This is a genomic window from Bacillus sp. EB600 (genome assembly GCF_024494385.1).
GTDB lineage: Bacteria > Bacillota > Bacilli > Bacillales > Cytobacillaceae > JAEVLT01.
The window spans coordinates 152,274-175,383 of the sequence record NZ_JAEVLT010000006.1 but is presented as its reverse complement, the minus strand read 5'-3'; the positions used below and the strand labels follow the sequence as shown (position 1 = coordinate 175,383).

Sequence of the window (23,110 nt, the reverse complement as noted above, 5' to 3'; positions counted from 1 at the left end):
TTCACTAATTCACAAAGTATAATCGTTTGGATATGTTCATCAATTCACAAATAAAAGTTGAGTAAATGTTAAATCCAATAATAAATAATCGCATGCAACGCAGACTTTTTAACAAGTACTAAACAAAAACAATTTTTAATTTAAATTTGATACTAATTACAAATACACTAATTATAGTATCAAATATTCATAAATTAATTCGGCTGCTTTTTGTCGAACTTATGACACTTTTATGATCGATATAAACAGCAAATCTAAATGTACAAACTCCATTGTTTTCATTTTCTGAAAAAATCAGTTCTAGACAAGATTTTATTGAGACTACTTATCATTTTACTTTACTTTTTTAAAGAACTTATTAGATTCAATAAAAAAATCAAGGGTAAATGTCACATTTAAACGTTTTCGAAAACGCAGAACAATTTTTATAAAAAAATATTGCAATTAGAAAATAAAATCTTATTGAACACTGTTTTCAATAAGATTCCCCTTGCATTAAAGTTCCTAATCTTTTGTGTCCCATTGGGCAAAATAAGACGAGATAGCTATTATTTTAAGAAGGAAGTGAATGGGATATGAATGAAAACACGCCTGAGGAGCTTGTCCAAATTGAACAAAAAGCGAAGGAAAATCACGAAGCTAAGGAAAAACAAGGTAATCCTGTTGTAAAAGCACAAAAACAAATCTCATCCCAAAGAACAGTAGGGGTTTATTCACCACAACAAGAGTAAAATTACGGCTTAGATGGCAGGAAATCATGTTCACATACCATTAACAAGGGTAATGAAGAATTTTGCATTTTCCATAATCGTCCTCTATCAGCAGCGGAGAAAACGAAAGAATGTCAGTCCTCTGTGTTGTGCTCTTACACAACGGGGGACTGACCTATTTATTTGTTTAATTATTTTTCTCCTTCTCAGTAACTTTTTCGAAAGGCTCTTCTGAAAATTCAGTTACTAAACTTGGTTTAACATTCCGGGTATGTAATCTTTTTTTAGTTGTAATAGTTGCTTTAGAGTTGGTGCGAAACCTCATTGCTACATAAATAAATGTATAAAAAATAACCATTACGATTCCTGTTATAAGACCTGTACCCTGTCCCGGAATAAACGGCATACTCATTAATATAATAATCATGCTTATTAAAGCAATCCAAGAAGTAAACGGATACCCAGGCATTTGACACTTTCCTTCTGAAGGACAGCCGTTCCTTTTGCGAAAGCGTATATGACTTGCAATAATAATTGCATAAGTAAACAGCAAAGCAAATCCACCAGAAGTGATCAAAACCAAAAAAACTCTTGGAAACAACAGGCCAAGTCCTAATCCGACAAGCATGGCAAGGCCAGAAAATAATATACCACGATAAGGGACCTCTCGTTCATCTTTCAGCCACCTCGGAGCATGTCCTTCATTTGTAAGCGACCTTATCATTCTCCCTAGTCCAAATATGGCTGCACGCATTGCCGAAAGAATCGCCGTAATCAATACAAGATTTATCACCGTACCAGCCCAGCCAATCCCCCACCGATCCAACGAGGCGACCATCGGACTTATATTTTCATTAAGACTCGCTGTCGGAATCAGTGGAAGGAGGACAGCAGCATAGAGTATATACAATCCGACAAGCGATATACTGTATAACGGATCGCTTTAGGAATGGTTTTTCTAGGATTTTCTCCCTCCGAAGCGGCCAAACTAATGACTTCAAAACCTGCATAGGCAAAAATAACGAGCAGCATAATCCCTGCAATATCCTTTATCCCACCTGGCATTAAAGGCTCATTGCCCAACTCACCTGTACCGACAGCTGAGGTTCCTGGAAATACTCCAAAAATTAATACCAATGCTGTAATGATAAAAAAACAATCGTGAAAAATTTTATTCCCGATAGACCGCTTTCTAGCTTCCCGAGCTTATCAGCACCAAATAGATTCAGGAGCGTAACCCCAATAATGATCAAGCTTTCCAGTATTGCTATTGATATATTGGGAAACCATACGCGGAGCAAAGTGGAGATTGCTGTCGCTTCACTTGACATGGAGAGAACAATTCCTGTCCAATACATCCACCCGGTAACGAAGCCAGCCCCTACACCTAATTGTTGGGCTCTTTATGCTTTGTCTAAGATGACGGTGGCTTATCCGACTGTGGGATCATTTAGTACTTTCCTCTAGAATGCATTTTTTCAAAGCAGAATCGTTTACTAAATTTGAGTAATAATATCTTTAACATTACTTTACTAAGCGTCTACGTTACTGAACATGCTTGTAAAGGAGGAACAGGGGTTTCTAGAAAGCTTCTATGTTACCGAACATGGTTGAAAAGAAGGGACAGGGGAACCTAGAGAGCGTCTACGTTACCGAATAAACTTGAAAAGAAGGAACAGGGGAACCTAGAGAGCGTCTACGTGACCGAACATACTTGAATAGAAGGAACAGGGGAACCTAGAGAGCGTCTACGTTACCGAATAAGCTTGAATAGAAGGAACAAGTTACCTCTGCAAATGGAGTATACGTTACCCGGATTTGAGTTTTATTATATGGAAAGGTTTAGACCCCTTTCTGATTCAAATTCATGAGGAAATTATCGGCAAACAAAATAGCCCTTAACACAAAAACACCTCAACTTGAAGAACTCCAAGAATGAGGTGCTTTTATTAAAGGCTTTTATCCCAATATGAATTTTAACTCTTACTCTCGTGTATAAAGTAAAGGAATCTCTACCTATTGGAACTTACTTCTTCCTTCTGAAGCCGATCCGGCTTTCTTTTTTTTACTTGTTCTGTAACTTCCTCGTCCCAAGCGATGGTAACATCCCCAGTTGTCACAAATGTCTGGCATCCAAGACGATACCCTTTTTCCAACCATTCCTCACCTAACTTTCTTCTCTCTTGTATTTTAACTTTATCTAAATACTCCGCACCCTCTTCGGTCTTAAAGACACATGAACCGCAAATACCTCCTCCACAACGGTTCGGAAGCTCACCATCATAGCGAAGTGACATTCTTAAAACATTTGAATCAGTAGGGACCTCGAACTGTTTATTGCTATTTATAAAACGAATATTTGGCATAAAGAATTCCCCCTTAAAATCATCTTCTTGGTATACAATATATAATAATTTGAATATTACGACAATAGAAAGTATTCAAATTATTCTTATTTGCTCTCTATTGGAAGCTTGAGAAAGTATTAAGTTTTAAACCAACACTGATGTATCTAGACAGAGATTGATATAAATAAAACAGGCTACCTATACTATAGCGGCCTGCTTTAATTTTTTCTTTTATTTTTCACCATTTTTAAACTCTCGATATAGGTGAAATATGCCTTTTTAGAGTTTTCTATATGAATTCTCATTAAATACTCAGCAATTTCTACGTCCTTATCACGAAGTGCCTTCATAATTTCTATATGTTCCTTTAATGATTCTTTCCTTCTGCCTGGTGTCTCATAACCCATATTTGCTGCCATATGAATATAGTCGTTTAGACCGGAAAGAATTTCATATAATTTAGGACTTTTCGACGCTTCATAAATCAAGTGATTCATTTGAATGTGCTCAATATTAAAGCTTTCTTCGGCTTGTTCTTCCAATGCCCTTAATTCTTTAATTTTTTGGTCCAATATTTGTTGGGTTTCGTGATCCATTTTTTGAGCTGCTAATTTTACCGCAAGCACCTCCAAGGAAGACAAAATCGTAAATACCTCAATTACTTCATTTTCAGAAATATTAGATACAACGACACCTTTTCTAGGCACCGTTTTTACAAACCCTTGAGTTTCCAACCGAAACAACGCTTCCCGAATAGGCGTACGACTAATTTTCAATTTTGTTGCAAGCTCTCTTTCAATGAGTCTGTCTCCAGCTTGAAACTCACCCTCAAGGATATTTTTCTTTAAATATAGGTATGCATGTTCTCTAATTGATAATAGATTTTTTTCCTCCCAAGTTATTTCCATCACTACACCTACTATTTATAAAATGTTTTTTTGAATGCTATAAATCTTTTTGAGCTTAGGATAAAAAGAGTCCACCATAAAATAACGCACCAATAATTACAAAAGAAGGATGAACTTTAAACTTACTTAAAGTCAAATAGCTGAGAAAAGCCAGCAGGACAAGGTGAATTGCACCACTTTTTTCAAAGGCTGAGAAAAAGAACTGGTAGGCCATTACGGCAAGCAATACAAAAATGATCGGCTGTACTGATTTTGTCATTAGTTTAACTCGGGGTGAATCTTTAAATAAATTTACAAATTTAAGCAATATGATAACTGCCAAAGCGGAAGGAAGAATGGTTGCAGCTAATGCTACGATTGCTCCGGGAATTCCGCCCAGCTGATAACCTATAAAACCGCCCATTTTTGTTGCAATCGGTCCCGGTAAAGCGTTCGCAATCGCTAATACGTTACTAAATTCAGATAAACTCATCCAATGATAATGATTGACAACATCATTTTGAATTAAAGGAATGATGGCAGGACCGCCTCCATACCCCAGTAAATTCGAAATTAAAAACGATAAAAATAGATTCCAATAGATCATGAGCTTTTCTCCTTCATTTGAATCACCTTTCCAGGCGAACCTTTGGAAAACTTTTCTTTACGAGCCGCAATGAAAAATGCAGAAACGAGAAATGCAGCAATTACTATGCCTGGATGCAATCCAATAAATTGAACAACAATTAAAGAAACAACGGATAATAAGAGCATTTTCGATAAACCTAACCCCTTGTGGCCTTTTTGGTAGAAACGATAGGCCATTTCTGCAAGCATATATCCCACCACTGGAGTAACACCCTGAACCATCCCACTCACAATTGGAGAGTTCCGGAACCTATACAGCACCCCTAACAATGCAAGCATCGCAATAATAGACGGAAGAACGTGGGCCAATATTGCTACCGCTGCACCTAGGCCCCCTTTTACTTTGTAACCAACATAAGCTGCCATTTTTGTTGCAATCGGTCCAGGTAATGTATTTGCCAGAGCTAAAATTTCTCCAAACTCTTCCTCTGTTACCCACTTATATTTTTGAACAGCCTCAAATTCAATCAACGGTATCGTCGAAGGTCCTCCCCCATAGCCTGTAACACCCGTTCGGGCAAATCCAACTGCTAATTCAACATAGGGTTTCAATCGATTCTCCCCTTTCTAAAAAAACAACCATTTACTCACTCTAATTTGATACAATATGAACTTACGTAAATTTATTTTCATCGAGACCTCATTTAGAACAAATGAGGTCCTAGATCATTCTAAAATATGCCTATTTTTTTATATCTGCTTCTGTGATTACTTCCAGTCCTTTTCCTTCTAAATGCTTTTGTAACGCCTTCAACGCCGCTGTTCCTATTGCGGTATCCTGCTCACCATTTCCGCCGCTTACACCAATTCCACCAACCACCTCACTATTTACAACAATTGGGAAACCACCAACAAAAATAGCGAATTTCCCTGGAAGCATCTGTTGGATTCCAAATGCTTCATTTCCAGGAAGCGCCGGACCGTTCGGCTCCTTATTAAATAAATGGGTAGACCGTTTATGACCTGCAGCTGTGTACGCTTTTGCAATGGAAATTTCCGGTCCGGTAATGCGTGCCCCATTCATTCTTTCAAGTGCAAGAAGGTTTCCCCCCTCATCCACAACAGCAATTGTTTCAAGCACATTGATTTCCTCTGATTTTTTCTTAGCTGCTTCAATCATTAATTTTGCTTCTGCTAATTCTAATTTTAAGATTGATTTCATATTATTCTCCTCGATGATTTCTTATTTCGTCTAGCTACGCCGCATAGGAAGTGCTAGTGCCGACGTTGCCGCCAGGACGGCGGCACATTGAGCCGGCCAGCGCCCAGAGATCATTGTACTAAACAGGCACTTCCGCTTTTGTCATTTAATAGCCAATGTAGACTGTTTTTAGTTGTGTAAAAAATTCCAAGCCGACTCTTCCTGATTCGCGGAATGTGGATGTACTTGATTTTTTCAAGCCGCCAAAAGGAGCATTAATTAAGTTCCCAGTCGTTGTGCGATTTACCTTCACAGTCCCGGCTTGGATGTCTTTCGTAAATCGATTTGCAATTTTCAGATTATTTGTAACAATCGAAGCCGACAATCCATATTCCACCTCGTTTGCAACCTTGATCGCTTCTTCATATGAATCTACTTCTAATACAGCCACAACTGGACCAAAAATCTCTTCCTTAGCAATACGATGATCAGGTTTAACATTGGTAAAGATTGCTGGCTGTATGTAAAAGCCATGATGGAATTCCCCAGCTGTCAGCCGCTCACCGCCATAAGTTAAAGTGGCTCCATCTTCTTTGCCGAATTCAATATACTTTAAGACATTTTTCAGTTGTTTTTCATTCGCTAGTGGACCGATCTTTACTCCCTCTTCAAAGCCATTTCCGATTTTAAGGGAGCTTGTTTTTTCAATTAGTTTTTCAATAAACTGTTCCTTCACATTTTTCATGACAATTACCCTGCTTGTGCCGGTACAGGCTTGCCCTGATAAGGAAAATCCACCGTTTACTGTTAAGTCAGCAGCTAAGTCGATATCCCCATCATCCATGACAATTATCGGATTTTTTCCTCCCAGCTCCATCTGCGTCCGTGTGGTAAAAGAAGACTTTTTGTGGATATCTTCACCTGCTGCCGTCGATCCAGTAAAAGTAATCGCCCTAACAGCAGGATGGGATACCAAAAGATCTCCTACTTCAGAAGCTTTTCCCGTTACAAAATTTATGACGCCTTTAGGAATACCAGCCTGATGCAATGCCTCAACTAGACGTAAAGCGATTAGCGGAGTATCCGATGAAGGTTTAAAAACAACCGTGTTTCCCGTAATTAAAGCTGGTGCAATTTTTCTGGCAGGAATAGAAAGTGGAAAGTTCCATGGAGTAATCACACTTACAACTCCAATTGGTTCTCTTTCCGTTACGACTTTCATGTTTGGATCATCATTTGGAAAGGTTTCCCCTGTAAGAGTTTGTCCTTCCACTGCATAAAATCGAAGCGTTTGTGCCGAGCGAATCACTTCATTCCTAGCATCATTGATGTGCTTTCCTTCTTCCCTTGTTAATTCTTCCGCGTATTGACCAGCATTTTGTTCCAAAATATCGGCCGCTTTATTTAGGATGGAAGCCCGTTTAGATGGGGCTGTTTTCGCCCAGTTTGGAAAAGCGTTATTCGCTGCGTTAATTGCTAATTTTACATCCTGTTCATTCGAAGCTTGAAATACCCCGACAATGTCATCTGTATTTGCAGGGTTAACACTATACATCAGTTTATTACTTGCCGATTCCTGCCATTCACCATCAATAAAGTTTTTGAACGTCACAAGTTCTGTAGTTAACAACCAATCACCTTTTTCCATTATTTCTTTTTTTTAATACTGAATCTACTACTATCCTATTTAAGTAAAAACGGGCCGTCACTTTCAACCTCGATCCTACAAGATTTATTTGACGGCCTGATAAGGAGATGGTTCATTAGGAAGTTATATATCTGAATCAGTAAGATGATTTCGTCACTTTAGTTCTTTATTGAGATTATTAAACTAAAGTTCCAAGATCCTGCTCAAGATATTCTCTCCAAAGTCCATCCATGTACATCCGGCGCATTTTCGCACCTACACGGACAATTTCCAAACAGCGTTGCTGTAATTCAGGAGTATCAGCGTGGTCAAGAACAATTTTGTAACCGCGTTCACCATGAATTTCATCTGAAACGATGTGTAAATCGAAGAACTCAATTTCTTCATCTGTAAATCCATATTGTGCTCTTAAAGCGGGAGTCTGCTTCCGGTAAATATCAGGTACTTGAGATTCTAGCCCAACAACAAGTGCAGCTGTGGCAACAACGAAATGTTCACGAGCAGCAACAGCATAACACCAGCTTTGAAGACCTAAAGTAGTTGTAGCCATATTATCTGGATTCGTTACTCGTTCACGAGTGGTCCCACATGCTTCCGCAAAACGAATTAGTAAATCAGTATGCCGATCTGCGGCAATTTCTTCTTCATACATATTTGATAGGATAAAGTCTTTAGCAGCTTCATATTTTTGTTGATTTGGAGTGTTGTGGTAAATATACGCTAAGTAGTCAGCGAAAGGTCCTACATAGTGGTAATGGTTCTCAGCCCATCTTGCGAAGTGTTCTCTTTCAAGTTTTCCTTCAGCCCAAGCTAATGTAAATGGAGCCTTTTGACTATGGTTTCCTTTAATTGCTTCCTCTAACTGTTTACGAAATTCATCCTTTGATAATAATTCTACCATTCTAAATCTCCTCCTATGTCTTTAATTGATTTTTCGTCGCATCTGGCATTTGATATTTTGTATACCATACTAACTTAAAAATAAAAGATTGTTTTGTCTTCAACAGCCTTTTTTTCTAAGATATTATGTATTTGGTATACCGTTATTGATATATTATCTTAACTTTTCCACTTTGTAAATGGTGTTTTTTGAATTTTTTAAATATTTTTAATTTAATAAGAAACATCTACTTTTAAGTTTAAGAGTTTACTAAGTTCTTCAGTAAGGTTCTCCAAAGCTTCATCAACAATTTCACGGCCAATATCTCTGCTGGCCTTTGTGGCGTCCCCAATACACCCGTTTTGAGTCATTTCTTCATAGTAATAAAACCCCTGGATGGCTTTTCCCGGCCTAAGCTGCTTCCACCTTCCCTCTTCCTGAATATCACCTTTTTCAAGTTCATCAACCCGGACAATTTCCGGTGCTAAATACAGTGCTTCGGAAACTTCCCGTTCGCAGCTGTGGCCAAATAATGGCGACTTGATAAGGTTCTCGAATGATTTTTTTGCAGATGCTGTGGTTTTCGCGTAGTAAATATCTACCTCCAATTCTTGTGTTAACATCGCTGATGCAACATTTAAAGTAGATTGATTCCCCCCGTGTGAATTAAGTAATAAAAACTTATGAATACCATGATGTTTTAAAGATGAAATCACATCTTTTAGAATCGCAATAAGCGTCGTAGGCTGTAGTGAAATCGTCCCTGGAAAATTCAAATGGTGCGGAGAAATCCCCATATTAATAGTTGGTGTAACCCATACAAATGGAAACATTCTTTGCCCTAGTTTTTTGGCCATTCTTTCCGCAAGAACAGCATCACAGCTTTCTACCATATGTGGACCATGTTGTTCATGGGCTCCAATTGGGATGATTGCAAGCTGAACTGTAGATAACGAATCTTTAACTTCTTTCCATGTCATACTTGTTAAATCATAACAATTCAATAAAACTCACCTCTTTATTTGATTGTACTTTGTATACCAATAAAGTTTAAAAATAAATAGCTACAATGTTTGAATAGCTGATTTCTTTTTAGGAGCTAGGATTGCAATATTTTCTTGTGAAATTTCAATATCTTGCTGAATCGTTAATTGACAGGTCAAACGATAACCATCATTTACCTTCTCACCCAGCATTTTTACTTCCTTCCAATTCGGGGCTGCTAATGCTTCTGCACCGTTTACCACTTGACAGGTGCATTTTGTACACCGCCCCATTCCGCATCCATACTTAAGCTTTGGAAATTGACGAATACCAGCCAGTACGACTAAGTTGGCATTTTCTTTAACTTCTTGTTCAACTATAGATCCATCAATATGAAGAATAACCTTTGGCATAAAATTCCCCTTCCATTATTCAGAAAATTTTGATATTTTTACTGATTATACAATCTTTTCTGTTAAGAAGCAATCGAGATATTTTATTTTGTGGGAAAATTTTATTTTAAATTGACTAATTCTTCTTGACCAGCCCTTTAAGTTTCTACTTAAATGATTGTTATTCGCATAACTATTAGAATATTCCGAATAATATATTGAATATTTACTTAATTTAATATAAAATACTAATCAATAGTTTGGTATACAATGTTCCTAAAGGAGGATAGAGAAAATCATTAATAAAGAAGCACACTTCCCATCACCAATTTTTGCTTTCAGTTCTTTATTAATTCTATTTGTTTAGGGTCAAGAAAAAAGAAAAACAGCCAAATTTAAGGAGGAAGCAGTTTGGAAAAATATATTGTGTTAACGAATAAAGATACTTTCAAGACAATTCTTCAGAATGATGGGTTTGGACCTGTTGAAACCTACGATTTTTATTTTTTTGAAAATTTAAAGGCTTCCTACACGATTGCAAAAGTACTAGATGAGAATAGTAAAATTCAATTGATTGAAGAATTTGAAGGAAAAGAATATATTAACAATATTGGAGTTAAATTTTTTGAAAAGTTTGAAACTATTGAAGAAGCACGTGAGGAGTTACATGAAATCGTAAGAGCGTCAGGTAATAGTGAAGATTCGATCAATTCTAAACTCGTAAAGTCCGAACTTCCTGTTTAAAAGAAAAGCACACTTTTAGTAAGTTCACTTTAACTGGGTAGAGAAGTTAGACATTGATTACCTTCCTTCAAAGCTATCAATTGGGGTTCTTTTAATAAAAAAGGCCGGAGAGGAAGCATGATCTCTCCGGTTTTTGTATGATAAACATGTTAGATTGACAAGCATTGAAAATTAAAATTTGAGTATTTTTCTTAGGGTAGCTAATTTCTTTTCAGCTTTTTTAGCTGCTTTATCGGAGCCAAATAAAAAGTTTAACATATAAATTCCTCCCGTATACTAAGTTATTTCTTACTTTCATTGTATGATGAGATTAATAAAATTACAAGCACATTGTATACCAAATACCAAAATTACAGAGAAAATGTGGCTAAATTATGAAAGTTTTACTAGATATCAGCATGTTTGGTATACCATATTAGATAAAGGCAGGTGTTGATATGCTGAGAGTTATGCTTTTTTTAGTGATTTTATTGTATGTACTATCGGTGCTTTTCCCTCAACTAAATATTGGGGTTATTTTATCCATTTTAAGTCTTACTATTGTACTATGTACATTGTTCAATGCAAAACGATTTGTTCGAATATTGGGAAGCAGCTTTTTGATGCTTGGTTTGCTATTACTTTGGACAAGCGGAGCTCCTTGGCATCAATACATTCTTTCCTTTGGCCCAATGCTTGACTTGCTCACCATGTTTACGTTAGTCCCTATTTTAGGAATCCCCATTAAGATAGGTGGATACAGTGGTGGAATTCAAACAATCATCCAAAATAAAGTGAGGACCTCTGGACAGCTTTATATAATAACTTCTGGCTTTTCCTATTTTTTCAGTATTTTCATGAATCTGGCAACATTGCCAATGACCTACTACTCTATAAGGCCTTCATTAAATGTAATTCCTGTACAGAATAAAGAACGATTCATGAGCAGAGCCATTACTAGAGGTTTTGCGATGCCTTTACTATGGGCACCTGTTACCCCGATTGTTGGGATTGTTATTACGATGACTGGTGTGAGCTGGGTTTCTATCCTTCCATTTGTTGTCCCATTAAGCATAGTCGGAATGGGATTGGATTGGTTCATAGGATCACGTCAATCAAAAATAATGATCAAAAACCAAAAGAGCATATCCGCCCAAGAAATGGCTGCAACAATTGAACCTAGTCAAATCAGCCGCTCTGGCAGAGTCTTTCAAATTCTTCTGGCTATCATTATTTTCAATGTTGTTATTTCATTGGTAGAGAAAAGTTTTCCTTACCCCTTCTTATTTCTTGTATCCTTACTGGTCATCCCATTTGCTTTTACATGGTCGATCTTCTTAAAAAAGGGGAAAAAGTTTGCTGCTCAGTTATTCAAACATTTTCAGGACTTCTCATTTAGTATGAAGGATCAATTCTTCATTTATTTGTCGGCAGGATTTTTTATCTCAACCATCAACGTCTCCCATGCTAATGTATGGCTGGATGGCTGGATTGCAAAGTTTATTCATGTGGCAGGTGTAGAAGTCTTCCTGATCTTGTTGCCCTTAATCCCGTTAGCGTTTGCTTTTCTAGGTCTTCATCCAGCCGTTTCACTTGCCTTAATGACTGAGGGATTAAATCCACAAGTGATTGGTATTTCCCCACATATCTTGACAGTAGCTATGTTAGCCGGAGCTGTATCTGCATTTCTAGTTGGCCCTTATAATGCTACATTAGGACTTATGTCAAACCTGGTGAAGGAAAGTTCGTATAAAGTGTCTAATTGGAATCTATCATTTGCAGGGCTTTATATCGGCTGTGTCATGGTGTATTTAATTGTATTACAATGGATTGTTTCTTAAAGTAACCATTTCCAAAGTTAAAAAACAGAGGAGGCAGTCAATCTAGTTGATTGACTGCCTCCTCTGTTTTTTTGAAATTCTCTGTTACGCTTCGTTGATTACATGATAGGTTTATACTTTCTTATTGTAGAAAGCTAATCACCTTCAACTTCTGCTCATCTTGAATTTCTTTAACGATTTCCTTTGCAAAGTTGCCAAGACTTCCTTCATTATATGAACGGATCACTTCAGGGGCAATCGATGTTAAAGCTCTTTTTACATATTCAGCAGAAAACCCTCTTTTAGCAAACTCAGTCTCGATCTCAATGGCTATTATGGCAGCCAAGTTAGTTGCTACTTATTCACTTGCGTTAAACAATCTTCACTGTCTATTTTTACCTTTCCAAGAAGCAAAAAGAGTTCCTCTATTTGCTTAGGTAGTGAGGTTTCTGTGATGAAAAGGCCATTTCCATGTTCCAATAAGTCTTTCCAATGGCCCATATACTTCACACCAAGAACATTTAAGGATTGTTAGTGATTTCGTTTGTATGAAGGTCTGTTGCCATATTGATTAAATAAGGAGGGATGATGAAAAGTACTTTGGATCTTTAAACTTGTGATAAATGGAATAACCTCCATTGCAGGTAGTGCTAGAAGTAAGACATCTAATTCTATTAATTCATCTTCGGCTAATAAATAACCATTTTGAAATTGTTGAACAAACTTTTCTGCTTTTGTTTTTTCAGGGTGGAAAGCCCCTATTTTTATCTTGTTTTTATTCCCATAAGTCATTAACGCGGTCTAATTTCCCAATACCGACTAAACCAACTTTATATTTTTTCATTTTTACTCTCCTTGTTTTGAATGTGCAACCAAGCCATATTGCTCTAGTTAAATAATAACTTCTATAAAAAAGGGGGATCCCTTAAGTTAGGTACTAGCTAACTTAAGGGACCCCCTTCTTTCACTAAGCGTTTAATCACCTACATGGAAATAGATCAGGACTATAACTGTTTACTATCTACCATATGAATACTGCTAAAATAGTTGCTATCAAAAGTCCTGTAATGACTGGCAGAAAGTTTTTTCTGGCCAACTCTATAGGAGAAACTTGGAGGAAGCCTGCGACTGCTACAAGAGAAGACCATGCAATTAAAGTGCCTCCTCCGCTCCAAACCGCACCCATTTGCCCAATCGCTGCCATAACGGATGGATCAAGATGACTACCAGGCGCTAACGCCCCAGACAAAGCGCCCGTTAAAGGAAGACCCGCAAACCCGGAACCATCTAACCCAGTTATTATTCCAACGATCAATATACCAACCGCTGAAAAAATTGGGTTATGCGGTATATAATTTTGTCCTGCTTGGATGATATCAAAAAGAAAGGCTGGCTTGTCTACTTTGTCACCTAACGAAAGGATTGAACCTGAAAAGTCTCCACTTCCCATAAAGAAGAAACCTGCAATTGGAATCACGGGAGCCATTGCTCGAAATGCAAATACAAAACCTTCTGTAATATGTTCACTTATTTTATCAAGGGCATGAATTTTATTAAAGGCAATCGTTGCCAAAATTAATAGAATCGTTGCCACTCCACCGATAAAGGCTGCGCCATCCCCTCCCTCAAATCCAGTTCCGCCACCCAGTTTGGTTTGGAACATGAAGATCATGACACCCAACATTGATAAAGGAACAATGATAGCAAATACTTTTCCCCAGAATTCTTTCCTTTTAACTAGATCAACACTCACTTCTGCCGTAGCGGCCAGTTCATCAGCCACATCAAAGAATGCTTTCTCCTCATTATTCATGTTACTTAAGGATCCGGATTTTTTTGTTATTGCTTTTCGGTGCGTCACATAGACAATCACTAGGGAACTGATCCCAGTTATAAGAGACAAAATGAACGTCTTGTCTGAAACTAAGGATTTATCAATGCCTGCTGCTTTGGCACTAAGCATTGGGGCTACTTGCATTATATAATCTGATGAAAGTGCCATCCCTTGACCAGCAATGCAAATTACCATTGCTGATGTCATGACAGGCAATCCTGCACGTACTGCAGCAGGAACTAACAAAGCACAAATTAGTGGAACAGCGGGTGTTGGCCAGAAAAAGAGTGAAATTACATATGTTGTGACCATTAAAACTAGAAAAGAGATATGACCGTTTACCATTATTTTTTGGATAGGAACGACCATCCTTTTATCCGCTCCCAAATCTTTTAATGAATTAAGTAAACCAATCATGATTGAAATAATTAGGAAAATACTGAATAGCTCCTTAGCGGCAACAAGGTTTGCGTTAAAAACTGCTTGAAACCCTGAAATAAGACTCCCTTTATAAACTGCAGCTACCAAAAAGGTTCCAATGATAAGAGGTAAAACGATACCTTTTCTAAAAAGCATGATAACAATGACAGCTACAGTGACAAATAGATACATCCAATGAGCTACTGTTAATTCCATATATTTCCTCCTAATAGTGTATAAGATCTAAAGCCCTTTTCATTTAGCCAACTGCATTTTGATTAGTTTGAATTAAATTAATAGGTTGAGGGTTTATATGTATGCGCATTCTTAGAGGACAATGTTTTCCCATTCACTATCAATCGTTCATTTAATAGAAAAATAAATGTATATCGCTTTAACAATAGAATGAAGCATTTAGTAGTTGCAAATTTGTATATTGTGGATTGTATACCAAAAAATAAAAAAACAATCATTTTTCTCTGCTGAATTAAACTCTTTTCTTCCGTCTTTCAAAACCAACTCCAAATTACATGATCTTCTCCTAAGTATTCCATCTATCCTGAATACTCAATAAGCTAAAATTAACTCAAGAATCAATTGTATAATTCTTAGAATCTTAGCACCTCCCTTTAGTACTATTAGCAACTTATAAAATATAATATAATAAAAGTAGATAATTTGCAAATAATTTTAAATTTTTTGATATTTTTGTATATTTAAATTATTCAACTTGATATTAACTACATGATTCGATAAAATGAAGGGAACAAAAGGTATAAAGTATACCAAACGAACGATTTTTTAATCTATTTTCTTTTTCAACTTCCCTATTGATAACATAGCATGATGTTATTAAATCTAGAATAGCATATGAAAATACGACATTCTAGAAAGTTGTCAGATATTCTCACATAGGAATTACGTAAGAAAAAAGTTATCTTCATTGAGGATATGAAATGATGAACAAAAATAGGATCCTTTGTGGAATGCTACTTTTTTTAATATGGGAAGTCCAGAAAATTTCTATTAAACTATTATGAGGTGAATAAATAATGTTAAAGGTTGGTATCATTGGTTATGGAACATTGGGTAAGAGTATTATTGAATTAATACAAACACAGCAAGCGGGCAATGTAGATGTAAAAACTGTCCTTATTAGAAGTGCTATAGAGTCATCTTCCTATCCTTTTACCATTACTACTGATGAAAATGTTTTTTTTAATCAAAATTTAGATATTATTATAGAAGCTGCCGGTCATAAGGCTTTAAAGCTTTACGGTGAAAAAGCACTATCAAGCGGAAGCAGCCTGATGATCCTTTCGTCAGGTGCTTTAGCAGATATCGACTTTTATGAGAAATTACAAATAGCAGCAAAAGAAAGTAATAAGCAAATTTTTATTCCTTCTGCTGCAATTGCAGGTTTAGATCGAATCGCTGCCGGGGTATTAGGAGAAATTGAAGAAATTACTCTTATTACTAGAAAGCCTACAAAAAGTTGGTATGGGACTTTTGCAGAGGAAAAGGTTGATTTAGAAACAATCGTCGAGCCTTGTTGCATCTTCGATGGCGTGGCAGTTGAGGCTGCGAGATTATTTCCTGAAAATGTGAATGTGGCTGCTACACTAAGTATCGCTGGAATAGGATTCGAAAAAACAAAAGTTCAAGTTTATGTGGATCCCTCAATTCAGTCTAATATACATACCATTAAAGCAAAGGGATTTTTTGGTCAAGTCGAAATATCCGTCCAAAATGTACCATTTAAACAGAATCCTAAATCGAGTCCGATCACAGCCATGAGTGTCGCAAAAGTATTAAAAAACTTAACCACATCCGTGGTTGTTGGGATATAACATAAAAAGTAGGAGAAAGGGCTAAGCCTAGTTCTTTCCCCTACTTTTCTTTTCTTCGACTTTCTTAATCCCTTCAACATAAGCCTTTTTCGAATTCTCAATATGAATCTTAGTCAAATATTCCGCCATTTCTATTTCTTGATTAAGAATAGCCTCCATTATTTTTAAGTGCTCTTCCATTGACTGTTCGGCTCTCCCCGGTTTTTTATATCCGGTTTTTGCAAATGCACGTATATAATCGGATAACCCACTCAAGATTTCATACAGTTTACTATTTTTTGCTGAACTGTACAAAAGAAAATTTAATTCTGAATGTAACTCAGAGTAATCAGTTCCATCTTTATCATTCAAGCAGTCTTCCACCTTTTTAATATAGGTAGTGAATTTGCTTTTTGTATCATTATCTAATTTTTGCACAGCTAATTTTGCTGCCAAGACTTCAAGAGATGAAAGAATTGTAAACACTTCGATAATTTCTTTCTCAGAAATATCAGCTACAATAACACCTTTTCTTGGCACGGTTTTTACGAATCCTTGTGATTCTAATCTAAATAAAGCTTCTCGAATAGGCGTTCTACTTATATTTAATCTTTCTGCTAACTCTCGCTCCACTAGACGATCTCCTGCTTTAAATTCACCATCTAGAATTAGATCTTTAATAAAAAGATAAACCCTTTCTCTGATCGAGATTAGATTTTCCTCCGCCCAATTATTCCCCATGTTATCCGCCTCTTCCTATTTGGTATACATTACACTAATTATAACTGAATGGCTTTGATATCATCAAATTTTTGAAAATATCTACCCACAACAAATTCATTGACTATTCCTTATTAAAAAAACACTCCTAATAATAATCTTTGTCATTATATCTGCAATTTTCAGGACAGTATATAATCGCGTACTACTTAAAGACTGCATTGGATAAAATGGATCAAGGTAATTTACATTTGCAGTTATATGACAATCACCCACACTAGGTAATTCTTTATTTAGTGCTTTACCTGGAAAAAACGATCCTTCTCTTATAAAGATGGTGCCAATTTTTCTTTCATCCCCCAGGCAGGCATCGATCCCAATAATAAACGGGTCTTCAAACGTATTATGAATATCCTCGATAACATTCTTTATATTTAGCGCATGGACAGGCGCTTGCAAAGTTCCGTAAATAGGAAAGGGAATATTTTTTTCCTTTAACAGCGTACCAACTATTGGGCCAAGTGAATCTCCTGTAGAACGATCAGACCCAACACATAAAAAGATGATTTCCTTCGAGGTATGATGCAGTATATCAATAAGTTTATTTGCCATTTTTTCAATTTCAATTACTTCAGTTGGCTTTTGTGCGGATAGATAATTTGACCCTTCGACTTTGTCTTTATCCTTTTTTTTGTTTTCAAAAGGCCACATATTGAGCTAACTCCTCTCTATTTCCCTTTTCACTTCAGTTAAGTAGAGGATAACATAAACACTTTATATTATGTTACCTTTGTTTGAAAAGAAGTTATAAGTGAATTGATGATATACGTTTTGTTGACAATCCAATCGAATTGGTTATATAATTATCTCGAATTAAAGATAAATATATTAAAAATACCTTACCTAAAAGTAAAAAAGGTTAAATTATTCACACTACACAAAATCCATAAGGGCAAAAGGGGAGATTTTAGATGTTAAGAAAACTTGATCATAACAATATGGGGAAAAGTAATCTTGGTTGGCTTAGAAGTGTATTTCATTTCTCATTTGCAGAGTACTATAATCCAAAAAATATCAATTTCGGAGTTTTACGGGTCATTAACGATGATTTAATTGACCCCCATACTGGATTCCCAATGCACCCACATCAGAATATGGAAATTGTTTCATATTCAGTGGAAGGAAATCTTACCCATAAGGATAGTATGGGAAATGGAAACACGATTACCCGTGGACATGTTCAATATATGAGTGCAGGAACTGGTGTTTATCACAGTGAGATGAATCATGGCGATGAAACGTTAAGATTATTGCAGATATGGATTCTTCCTGATCAGGCAGGATATACTCCAAATTATGGTGATCATCAATTTAATTACGAAGATCGCCATAATCAATGGCTTTATATGGTCTCAAGTAACGAAGGTAATGCACCAATCAAAATCAATCAGGATGCTAATATCTACTCGTTAGAACTAGATAAAGACAAAGAAATTAGCTTCCCTGTAAAAGAAGGAAGACAAGCTTATTTAGTGCAAATCGAAGGAAAATCAACCATTAATGATATTACTCTTGATATGAGAGATGGAATGGAAATTGTCGAAGAAGATATCCAAATCAAAGCCAACGAAACATCTCATTTCTTAGTTGTAGAAATGCTAAAACAATAATTTTTAAAAAAAGGGCAAGCGCCCGACTTAAAGAACGTCGATGTCAGCACATCCTGTACAAGTCCGTATGGACTGAAGCCCACCGACTGAGAACAACAGTTTCCTATTTTTAAACGACCAAAAAGGCTGCCAAAGATATCATTTCAGGCAGCCTTTTTTTATTTCTTATTCTTCGCTTCATTATATTTGTATTCTGAACGATCTACTGGAATAAAGCCTTCAGGAGTATAGAACCGTAATAAATCACCATTAACTACCCGATCTGAAAGAGATAATTTTTGTTCTACCGTTTTCTGGTATTGCTTAGATTCTTCCAGGTGAACATTTTGTACTTTCATTCCTGTTGTTGAATCATAGAATTTGCCATCAATAGACGTGATAATCGGACTTACAAAGTCACCATTTCGGAACGGAACAAGGTCATCATGCTGTTCGGATAATAGGTCTGTTCCGAATTGAATGTAATTTTTTGTATCAATCCCCAGCAGGTGAAGAAGGGTTGGAAGAATGTCAATTTGTCCACCGTATTCGTGGTTCACTCCACCTTGGATACCTGGGACACGAATGAATAATGGCACCCTTTGTAGACCGGTACTTTCAAAAGGTGTTACTTCTTTTCCAAGAACTTTTTCCATTGCTTTATTGTGATTTTCTGAAATTCCATAATGGTCACCGTACATAACAATAATCGAACGGTCAAGGAATCCAGATTGCTGTAAATAAGCAAAAAATTGCTGCACCGCTTCGTCTGCATAACGAGCTGTCTGGAAGTACGTATCCACAGATTTATCACCTGTTGTAGCCGGTGCAATCGTAGCATCTGCATCACGAATTGGGTAAGGGTAATGATTCGATACCGTTATAAATTTTGTATAAAATGGCTGCGGCAATGTTTCTAAGAGTGGAATGGACTGTTCGTAAAAAGGCTTATCCATTAGCCCATATTCAACAAGATTTTCTGGGTTCATAGCATAATAGTTTTCATCAAAAAACTTATTATAACCAAACGATTTATAAATCTCATTACGATTCCAGAAACTTCCTGAATTTCCATGGAACACCGCAGATGTATATCCCTGCTGACCCAAAATAGCTGGAGCTGCATCAAATGTATTCAAGCCCTTTGTTGTAAAAGCTGAACCTTGAGGTAACCCGTACAATGAATTTTCGAGCATAAATTCAGCATCAGATGTTTTACCTTGGCCAGTTTGATGGAAGAAATTATCAAAATAAAGGGTGTTAGCATCTTTAGTCAAAGAATTTAAAAATGGGGTTACTTCTTCTCCACTTAATCTGTAATTAATGAGGAAGTTTTGTGTAGATTCAAGATGCAAGTAAATGACATTCATTCCTCTTCCGGCACCATAGTAAACCGGATTGGGCTCAGCATATTTTGATTTTGCATAATTGATAATTTCCGTCATATCGTCGCTGCTTGCCATAACCTTTTGTGCGGATGCTTTCGTACTATTAACCGCATCATAAATGGTGTAATTGTACATTCCTAGATATTTTACAATATAATTTCTGTCAAATCCTCTGGTTAATAATTCTGGACGGTCTGTTTCTGCTAATCCGAGATTAACCAAAGAGATAGCCAGTGACATTAGAAATAAAGCTGATACCTTATTCCATTTCATGTCTTTCACTTCAATTTTCACAAAACGAAAAGCAAGTAATCCGATCAAAATGATAATATCAACGAAGAATAAAAAATCATAAGGTTTTAAAAGGGAACCAACACTCCCACTTACATCACCAAAATTTTGCGTTTGGGTTAAAGTGGGTAGTGTAATAAAATCATTAAAGAATCGGTAAAATAAAATATTTGCATATAAAAGAAAAGATAATAGAAAGTCAAAAACGATAATCGTGATATACTTTTTCCTTCCCTTAAAGAAAAAAGAAAACCCTAAAAAGAATAGTGAAGACCCTAGTGGATTTAAAAATAATAGAAATTTTTGTAAATTGTTTCCTACACCTAGGTCAAATTGTGTTAATTGAGCAATATATGTTTTCATCCAAAGGAAGAATACAACCAAAAAGAAAAAGCCAAGATTGAAGATAATTTGATTTTTTTGAACCAAATTGTGCATGTTTTGTACCTGCTTTCTAGCATAAATCTTAATATATAGTTTCATTTTGGTTTAATTATATAGTAATAGTGAACATAAAAACCAATATCTATTTTACCAATTAACGATGAACATTCAATGAACAAACATAGAAAAAGAAAAAAACCGTCCTAGTGAGAGTTCACTGAACGGCTTACATTTTAGTTTCATTTTAACATTAATCCGTGGGAATCGGAACCGCTTGCCATTGAACCAGACTACGAATCAATCATTTTTTTTACCAACTTCATATCGTGCCCAAGGATTCTTGACTTTGCTAATGCAGGAACAGTCGTCTCAGCAAAACCATCGAATTTTTGTTATAACTGTTCTACAATATATATATAAGTAATAATGAAAGGAGTTGGAAATTGTGTATATTACGCTTGATCTGAAATCAGCAGAACCGTTTTATACGCAGCTAAAGCACCAAATTATTGCTTGCATTGCGGAACAAGAATTTAGTCCAGGTGATGACGCACTGCCCTCGGTACAGTCACTTGCGTCTGATCATACACTAGCGGGTGGAATGCCAAATTTGTTAAGTTGCCATTGCCTTTCTAAAAGAAGCTACAAAGAATAACCTATTTAAACGGGAACATCCATGGAGTTGTGAAATCTTTTCCATAAATTTTGTGGGATGAATCATTCCAAATCCAATTTAAAGGAGTGTGAACCCTGGCTTACTAAATCTATTTGCGGCAGCAACCTCACCTGTTTCCGGTGCAAATCCGATAGTTTAATATAGATTATAGTAAGCAGGACAAAATGATATTATCCTATCCAATTTTAGCTGCTCTATTAGGAATGTTGATTGCCCAATTCGCAAAAATTCCTATTCACTTTTTAACGTCAGGAGAATTAAAATGGAACCTCATGTTTAGCACTGGTGGAATGCCCAGTTCTCATACTGCTGCAATAATTTCCTTAACAACAGCAATCGGGATCACCTCAGGATTTTATTCAAATGAGTTTGCCATTTGCGTTGTCGTATCAGCTATTGTTATGCATGATGCTACGGGCGTTCGACGACATGCTGGATACCATGCGGAAGTTTTAAATAAATTATTAGCTGATTTCAACAGTCTTATTGAAACCTTAAAGGACCCCAATTTGAAGAAAACGGAGTCCAGAGAGAAATTAAAAGAATTATTGGGACATCAGCCGGCTGAGGTGTTATTTGGAGTGATAACCGGCATCATCGTTGGGGTTTTAACCTATTATTTTTATCCATTCAATTAATCATTGCATAGCGAACAGTGATAATCACTGTTCGCCCAAAATTGTTTCTCAGCAAGTCCCAATTTCTGATCGTTTTTCGTTCTCTATCTCGATAAATAATTCCATGACCTTTACATCAGACGGCATCAACGGATGATTGCGAATGACGTTCACGTTATTCTGTACATGATCAGACCAGGTTTTATTGCTCTCTAACCATACACTTATATTGCCTTTAGGAAATTCTGGCATGCTATGTTTAAAAAGATAGTCTAATGTTTGTACTTTCTCCTGTAATTCTTTATTTTCACATATCTTGTTAAGTATATTTAATGGATACTTTTGCTCATATTTAGTGGCGACCACAATTATTTCCTCAACTTTTTCTTCAAAAACTACATAGATTATGTCCCTCATTAAATCTCCAAAAGGTGAAATTACTGGTTCATAGCTTTGCAAGATTAAGATACTTTCCGGCTTGATATTGGTCTTCTGTTTAATTAAATTTTCCATTTTGTGCTCCATTCCAACCACAAATAGCACTTTTTTCTTTTCATCTAAATCCATTACATTCACCCCATTAATGATTTGAATTTTGCTCCTAATACAATTTACTTTGACACCTTTTCCCAAAAAACTATTCGTAACGTGAATTGCACAGCAAAATTTTATTTGTAAAGTGAAATAATAATGTTTAGAAGAGATCCAATTGTTTTTATGATAATCTACTTTGCAAATCACTTGAAAGTTTAAATATCATAACTCGTTCTCCAGTGGATGTACTTATATCAGTGTGAAAACTTACTACCTCGTGATCAGTTATCGCTACGATAATATTCTTTAAGTCTTCTAAACCTGATTCCACCAAACTATTACGATGTTCTTTTACTGATAACAAGCCTTCTTTATCTTGACATACTGTATATTCAGCAGGAGTTAATATACCTTTTAATACAACAATTATCATATCTCGCAAGATATCTGTTTTAACAGAAACTGATCCACGTCCAAGGTAATTTTTCTCCCAATGAGTTAAAGCTTTACTTATTTCTGCTTCAAGAGATCCTTTTGATTTATCCATAGTGCGTTCTTTTCCTTCTCCCTTTATAAAAAGTTAAATA

Annotated in this window: 24 protein-coding genes and 1 pseudogene; 7 read left to right on the top strand and 18 right to left on the bottom strand. The window is 36.2% G+C overall.

Annotation, left to right across the window (positions count from 1 at the left end):
- The first annotated feature begins 575 nt into the window (after window positions 1–575).
- Window positions 576–731, top strand: coding sequence for a hypothetical protein (locus tag JN080_RS09295; RefSeq protein WP_256235681.1), 156 nt, complete (start codon window positions 576–578; stop codon window positions 729–731).
- A gap of 169 nt (window positions 732–900) precedes the next feature.
- On the opposite strand, the pseudogene JN080_RS09290 reads toward JN080_RS09295, so the two are convergent.
- From JN080_RS09290 to JN080_RS09245, 10 genes and pseudogenes are all read right to left on the bottom strand, one after another.
- A pseudogene (locus tag JN080_RS09290) lies at window positions 901–2,089 on the bottom strand (amino acid permease); the annotation flags it as partial.
- 633 nt (window positions 2,090–2,722) lie between these two features.
- Window positions 2,723–3,076, bottom strand: coding sequence for a 2Fe-2S iron-sulfur cluster-binding protein (locus JN080_RS09285; RefSeq protein ID WP_256235680.1), 354 nt, complete (start codon window positions 3,074–3,076; stop codon window positions 2,723–2,725).
- A gap of 200 nt (window positions 3,077–3,276) precedes the next feature.
- On the bottom strand, window positions 3,277–3,966 hold the full coding sequence (locus tag JN080_RS09280) for a GntR family transcriptional regulator (RefSeq protein ID WP_256235679.1): 690 nt from the start codon (window positions 3,964–3,966) through the stop codon (window positions 3,277–3,279).
- A 55-nt stretch (window positions 3,967–4,021) separates the two neighbouring features.
- Entirely contained in the window at window positions 4,022–4,552 is a 531-nt protein-coding gene (locus JN080_RS09275) for a chromate transporter (protein WP_256235678.1), read from the bottom strand.
- Window positions 4,549–5,145, bottom strand: coding sequence for a chromate transporter (locus tag JN080_RS09270; protein ID WP_256235677.1), 597 nt, complete (start codon window positions 5,143–5,145; stop codon window positions 4,549–4,551). The genes JN080_RS09275 and JN080_RS09270 overlap by 4 nt, the downstream gene beginning before the upstream one ends.
- A gap of 130 nt (window positions 5,146–5,275) precedes the next feature.
- A complete protein-coding gene (locus JN080_RS09265) occupies window positions 5,276–5,755 on the bottom strand; it encodes a GlcG/HbpS family heme-binding protein (protein ID WP_256235676.1) in 480 nt (159 codons plus the stop codon).
- A 145-nt stretch (window positions 5,756–5,900) separates the two neighbouring features.
- Window positions 5,901–7,382, bottom strand: coding sequence for an aldehyde dehydrogenase family protein (locus JN080_RS09260; RefSeq protein ID WP_375141619.1), 1,482 nt, complete (start codon window positions 7,380–7,382; stop codon window positions 5,901–5,903).
- A 178-nt stretch (window positions 7,383–7,560) separates the two neighbouring features.
- On the bottom strand, window positions 7,561–8,283 hold the full coding sequence (locus JN080_RS09255) for an iron-containing redox enzyme family protein (RefSeq protein ID WP_256235674.1): 723 nt from the start codon (window positions 8,281–8,283) through the stop codon (window positions 7,561–7,563).
- Window positions 8,284–8,495: 212 nt separating this feature from the next.
- Entirely contained in the window at window positions 8,496–9,266 is a 771-nt protein-coding gene (locus JN080_RS09250; RefSeq protein WP_256235673.1) for a creatininase family protein, read from the bottom strand.
- 60 nt (window positions 9,267–9,326) lie between these two features.
- Window positions 9,327–9,659 carry a 2Fe-2S iron-sulfur cluster-binding protein gene (locus JN080_RS09245; RefSeq protein WP_256235672.1) on the bottom strand — a complete coding sequence of 111 codons (333 nt, stop codon included), beginning with the start codon at window positions 9,657–9,659 and terminating at the stop codon, window positions 9,327–9,329.
- Between the two features lie 390 nt (window positions 9,660–10,049).
- Here JN080_RS09245 and JN080_RS09240 point away from each other — a divergent pair, with 390 nt between their 5' ends.
- Window positions 10,050–10,382, top strand: coding sequence for a hypothetical protein (locus JN080_RS09240; RefSeq protein ID WP_256235671.1), 333 nt, complete (start codon window positions 10,050–10,052; stop codon window positions 10,380–10,382).
- Window positions 10,383–10,819: 437 nt separating this feature from the next.
- On the top strand, window positions 10,820–12,202 hold the full coding sequence (locus JN080_RS09235) for a hypothetical protein (protein WP_256235670.1): 1,383 nt from the start codon (window positions 10,820–10,822) through the stop codon (window positions 12,200–12,202).
- Window positions 12,203–12,323: 121 nt separating this feature from the next.
- Here JN080_RS09235 and JN080_RS09230 read toward each other — a convergent pair whose 3' ends face one another.
- The 3 genes from JN080_RS09230 to JN080_RS09220 all read right to left on the bottom strand — a co-directional run bounded on the left by JN080_RS09230 (window position 12,324) and on the right by JN080_RS09220 (window position 14,651).
- Window positions 12,324–12,527: a hypothetical protein gene (locus tag JN080_RS09230; RefSeq protein ID WP_256235669.1), complete on the bottom strand. Its 204-nt coding sequence runs from the start codon at window positions 12,525–12,527 to the stop codon at window positions 12,324–12,326.
- Between the two features lie 185 nt (window positions 12,528–12,712).
- Window positions 12,713–12,973: a hypothetical protein gene (locus JN080_RS09225; protein ID WP_256235668.1), complete on the bottom strand. Its 261-nt coding sequence runs from the start codon at window positions 12,971–12,973 to the stop codon at window positions 12,713–12,715.
- Window positions 12,974–13,202: 229 nt separating this feature from the next.
- Complete coding sequence (locus JN080_RS09220; protein ID WP_256235667.1) at window positions 13,203–14,651, bottom strand: hypothetical protein; 1,449 nt, start codon at window positions 14,649–14,651, stop codon at window positions 13,203–13,205.
- 836 nt (window positions 14,652–15,487) lie between these two features.
- Between JN080_RS09220 and nadX the strand changes: the two genes are divergently transcribed.
- Window positions 15,488–16,285, top strand: a complete 798-nt coding sequence (gene nadX, locus JN080_RS09215) for an aspartate dehydrogenase (protein WP_256235666.1) — start codon at window positions 15,488–15,490, stop codon at window positions 16,283–16,285.
- A gap of 27 nt (window positions 16,286–16,312) precedes the next feature.
- Here the strand turns inward: nadX and JN080_RS09210 are convergent, their stop codons facing one another.
- Together JN080_RS09210 and yyaC are read right to left on the bottom strand one after the other, a co-directional pair.
- Window positions 16,313–17,005, bottom strand: coding sequence for a GntR family transcriptional regulator (locus JN080_RS09210; RefSeq protein ID WP_256235664.1), 693 nt, complete (start codon window positions 17,003–17,005; stop codon window positions 16,313–16,315).
- Window positions 17,006–17,101: 96 nt separating this feature from the next.
- Window positions 17,102–17,695 carry a spore protease YyaC gene (gene yyaC / locus JN080_RS09205; RefSeq protein ID WP_256235663.1) on the bottom strand — a complete coding sequence of 198 codons (594 nt, stop codon included), beginning with the start codon at window positions 17,693–17,695 and terminating at the stop codon, window positions 17,102–17,104.
- Between the two features lie 260 nt (window positions 17,696–17,955).
- Here yyaC and JN080_RS09200 point away from each other — a divergent pair, with 260 nt between their 5' ends.
- Window positions 17,956–18,654: a pirin family protein gene (locus JN080_RS09200; protein WP_256235662.1), complete on the top strand. Its 699-nt coding sequence runs from the start codon at window positions 17,956–17,958 to the stop codon at window positions 18,652–18,654.
- Window positions 18,655–18,812: 158 nt separating this feature from the next.
- On the opposite strand, the gene ltaS is transcribed toward JN080_RS09200, so the two are convergent.
- A complete protein-coding gene (gene ltaS, locus JN080_RS09195; RefSeq protein WP_256235661.1) occupies window positions 18,813–20,750 on the bottom strand; it encodes a lipoteichoic acid synthase in 1,938 nt (645 codons plus the stop codon).
- 391 nt (window positions 20,751–21,141) lie between these two features.
- Between ltaS and JN080_RS09190 the strand changes: the two genes are divergently transcribed.
- Together JN080_RS09190 and JN080_RS09185 are read left to right on the top strand one after the other, a co-directional pair.
- Complete coding sequence (locus JN080_RS09190; protein ID WP_256235660.1) at window positions 21,142–21,351, top strand: GntR family transcriptional regulator; 210 nt, start codon at window positions 21,142–21,144, stop codon at window positions 21,349–21,351.
- 185 nt (window positions 21,352–21,536) lie between these two features.
- Window positions 21,537–22,010, top strand: coding sequence for a divergent PAP2 family protein (locus JN080_RS09185; protein WP_256235659.1), 474 nt, complete (start codon window positions 21,537–21,539; stop codon window positions 22,008–22,010).
- Between the two features lie 48 nt (window positions 22,011–22,058).
- On the opposite strand, the gene JN080_RS09180 is transcribed toward JN080_RS09185, so the two are convergent.
- Both JN080_RS09180 and JN080_RS09175 read right to left on the bottom strand, forming a co-directional pair.
- Window positions 22,059–22,556 (bottom strand): carbonic anhydrase, encoded by a 498-nt coding sequence (locus tag JN080_RS09180; RefSeq protein ID WP_256235658.1) that lies wholly within the window; start codon window positions 22,554–22,556, stop codon window positions 22,059–22,061.
- A 148-nt stretch (window positions 22,557–22,704) separates the two neighbouring features.
- The gene (locus tag JN080_RS09175) at window positions 22,705–23,070 is read right to left on the bottom strand and encodes a Na-translocating system protein MpsC family protein (protein ID WP_256235657.1); all 366 of its coding nucleotides are present in this window, start codon (window positions 23,068–23,070) and stop codon (window positions 22,705–22,707) included.
- Between the last annotated feature and the right edge of the window lie 40 nt (window positions 23,071–23,110).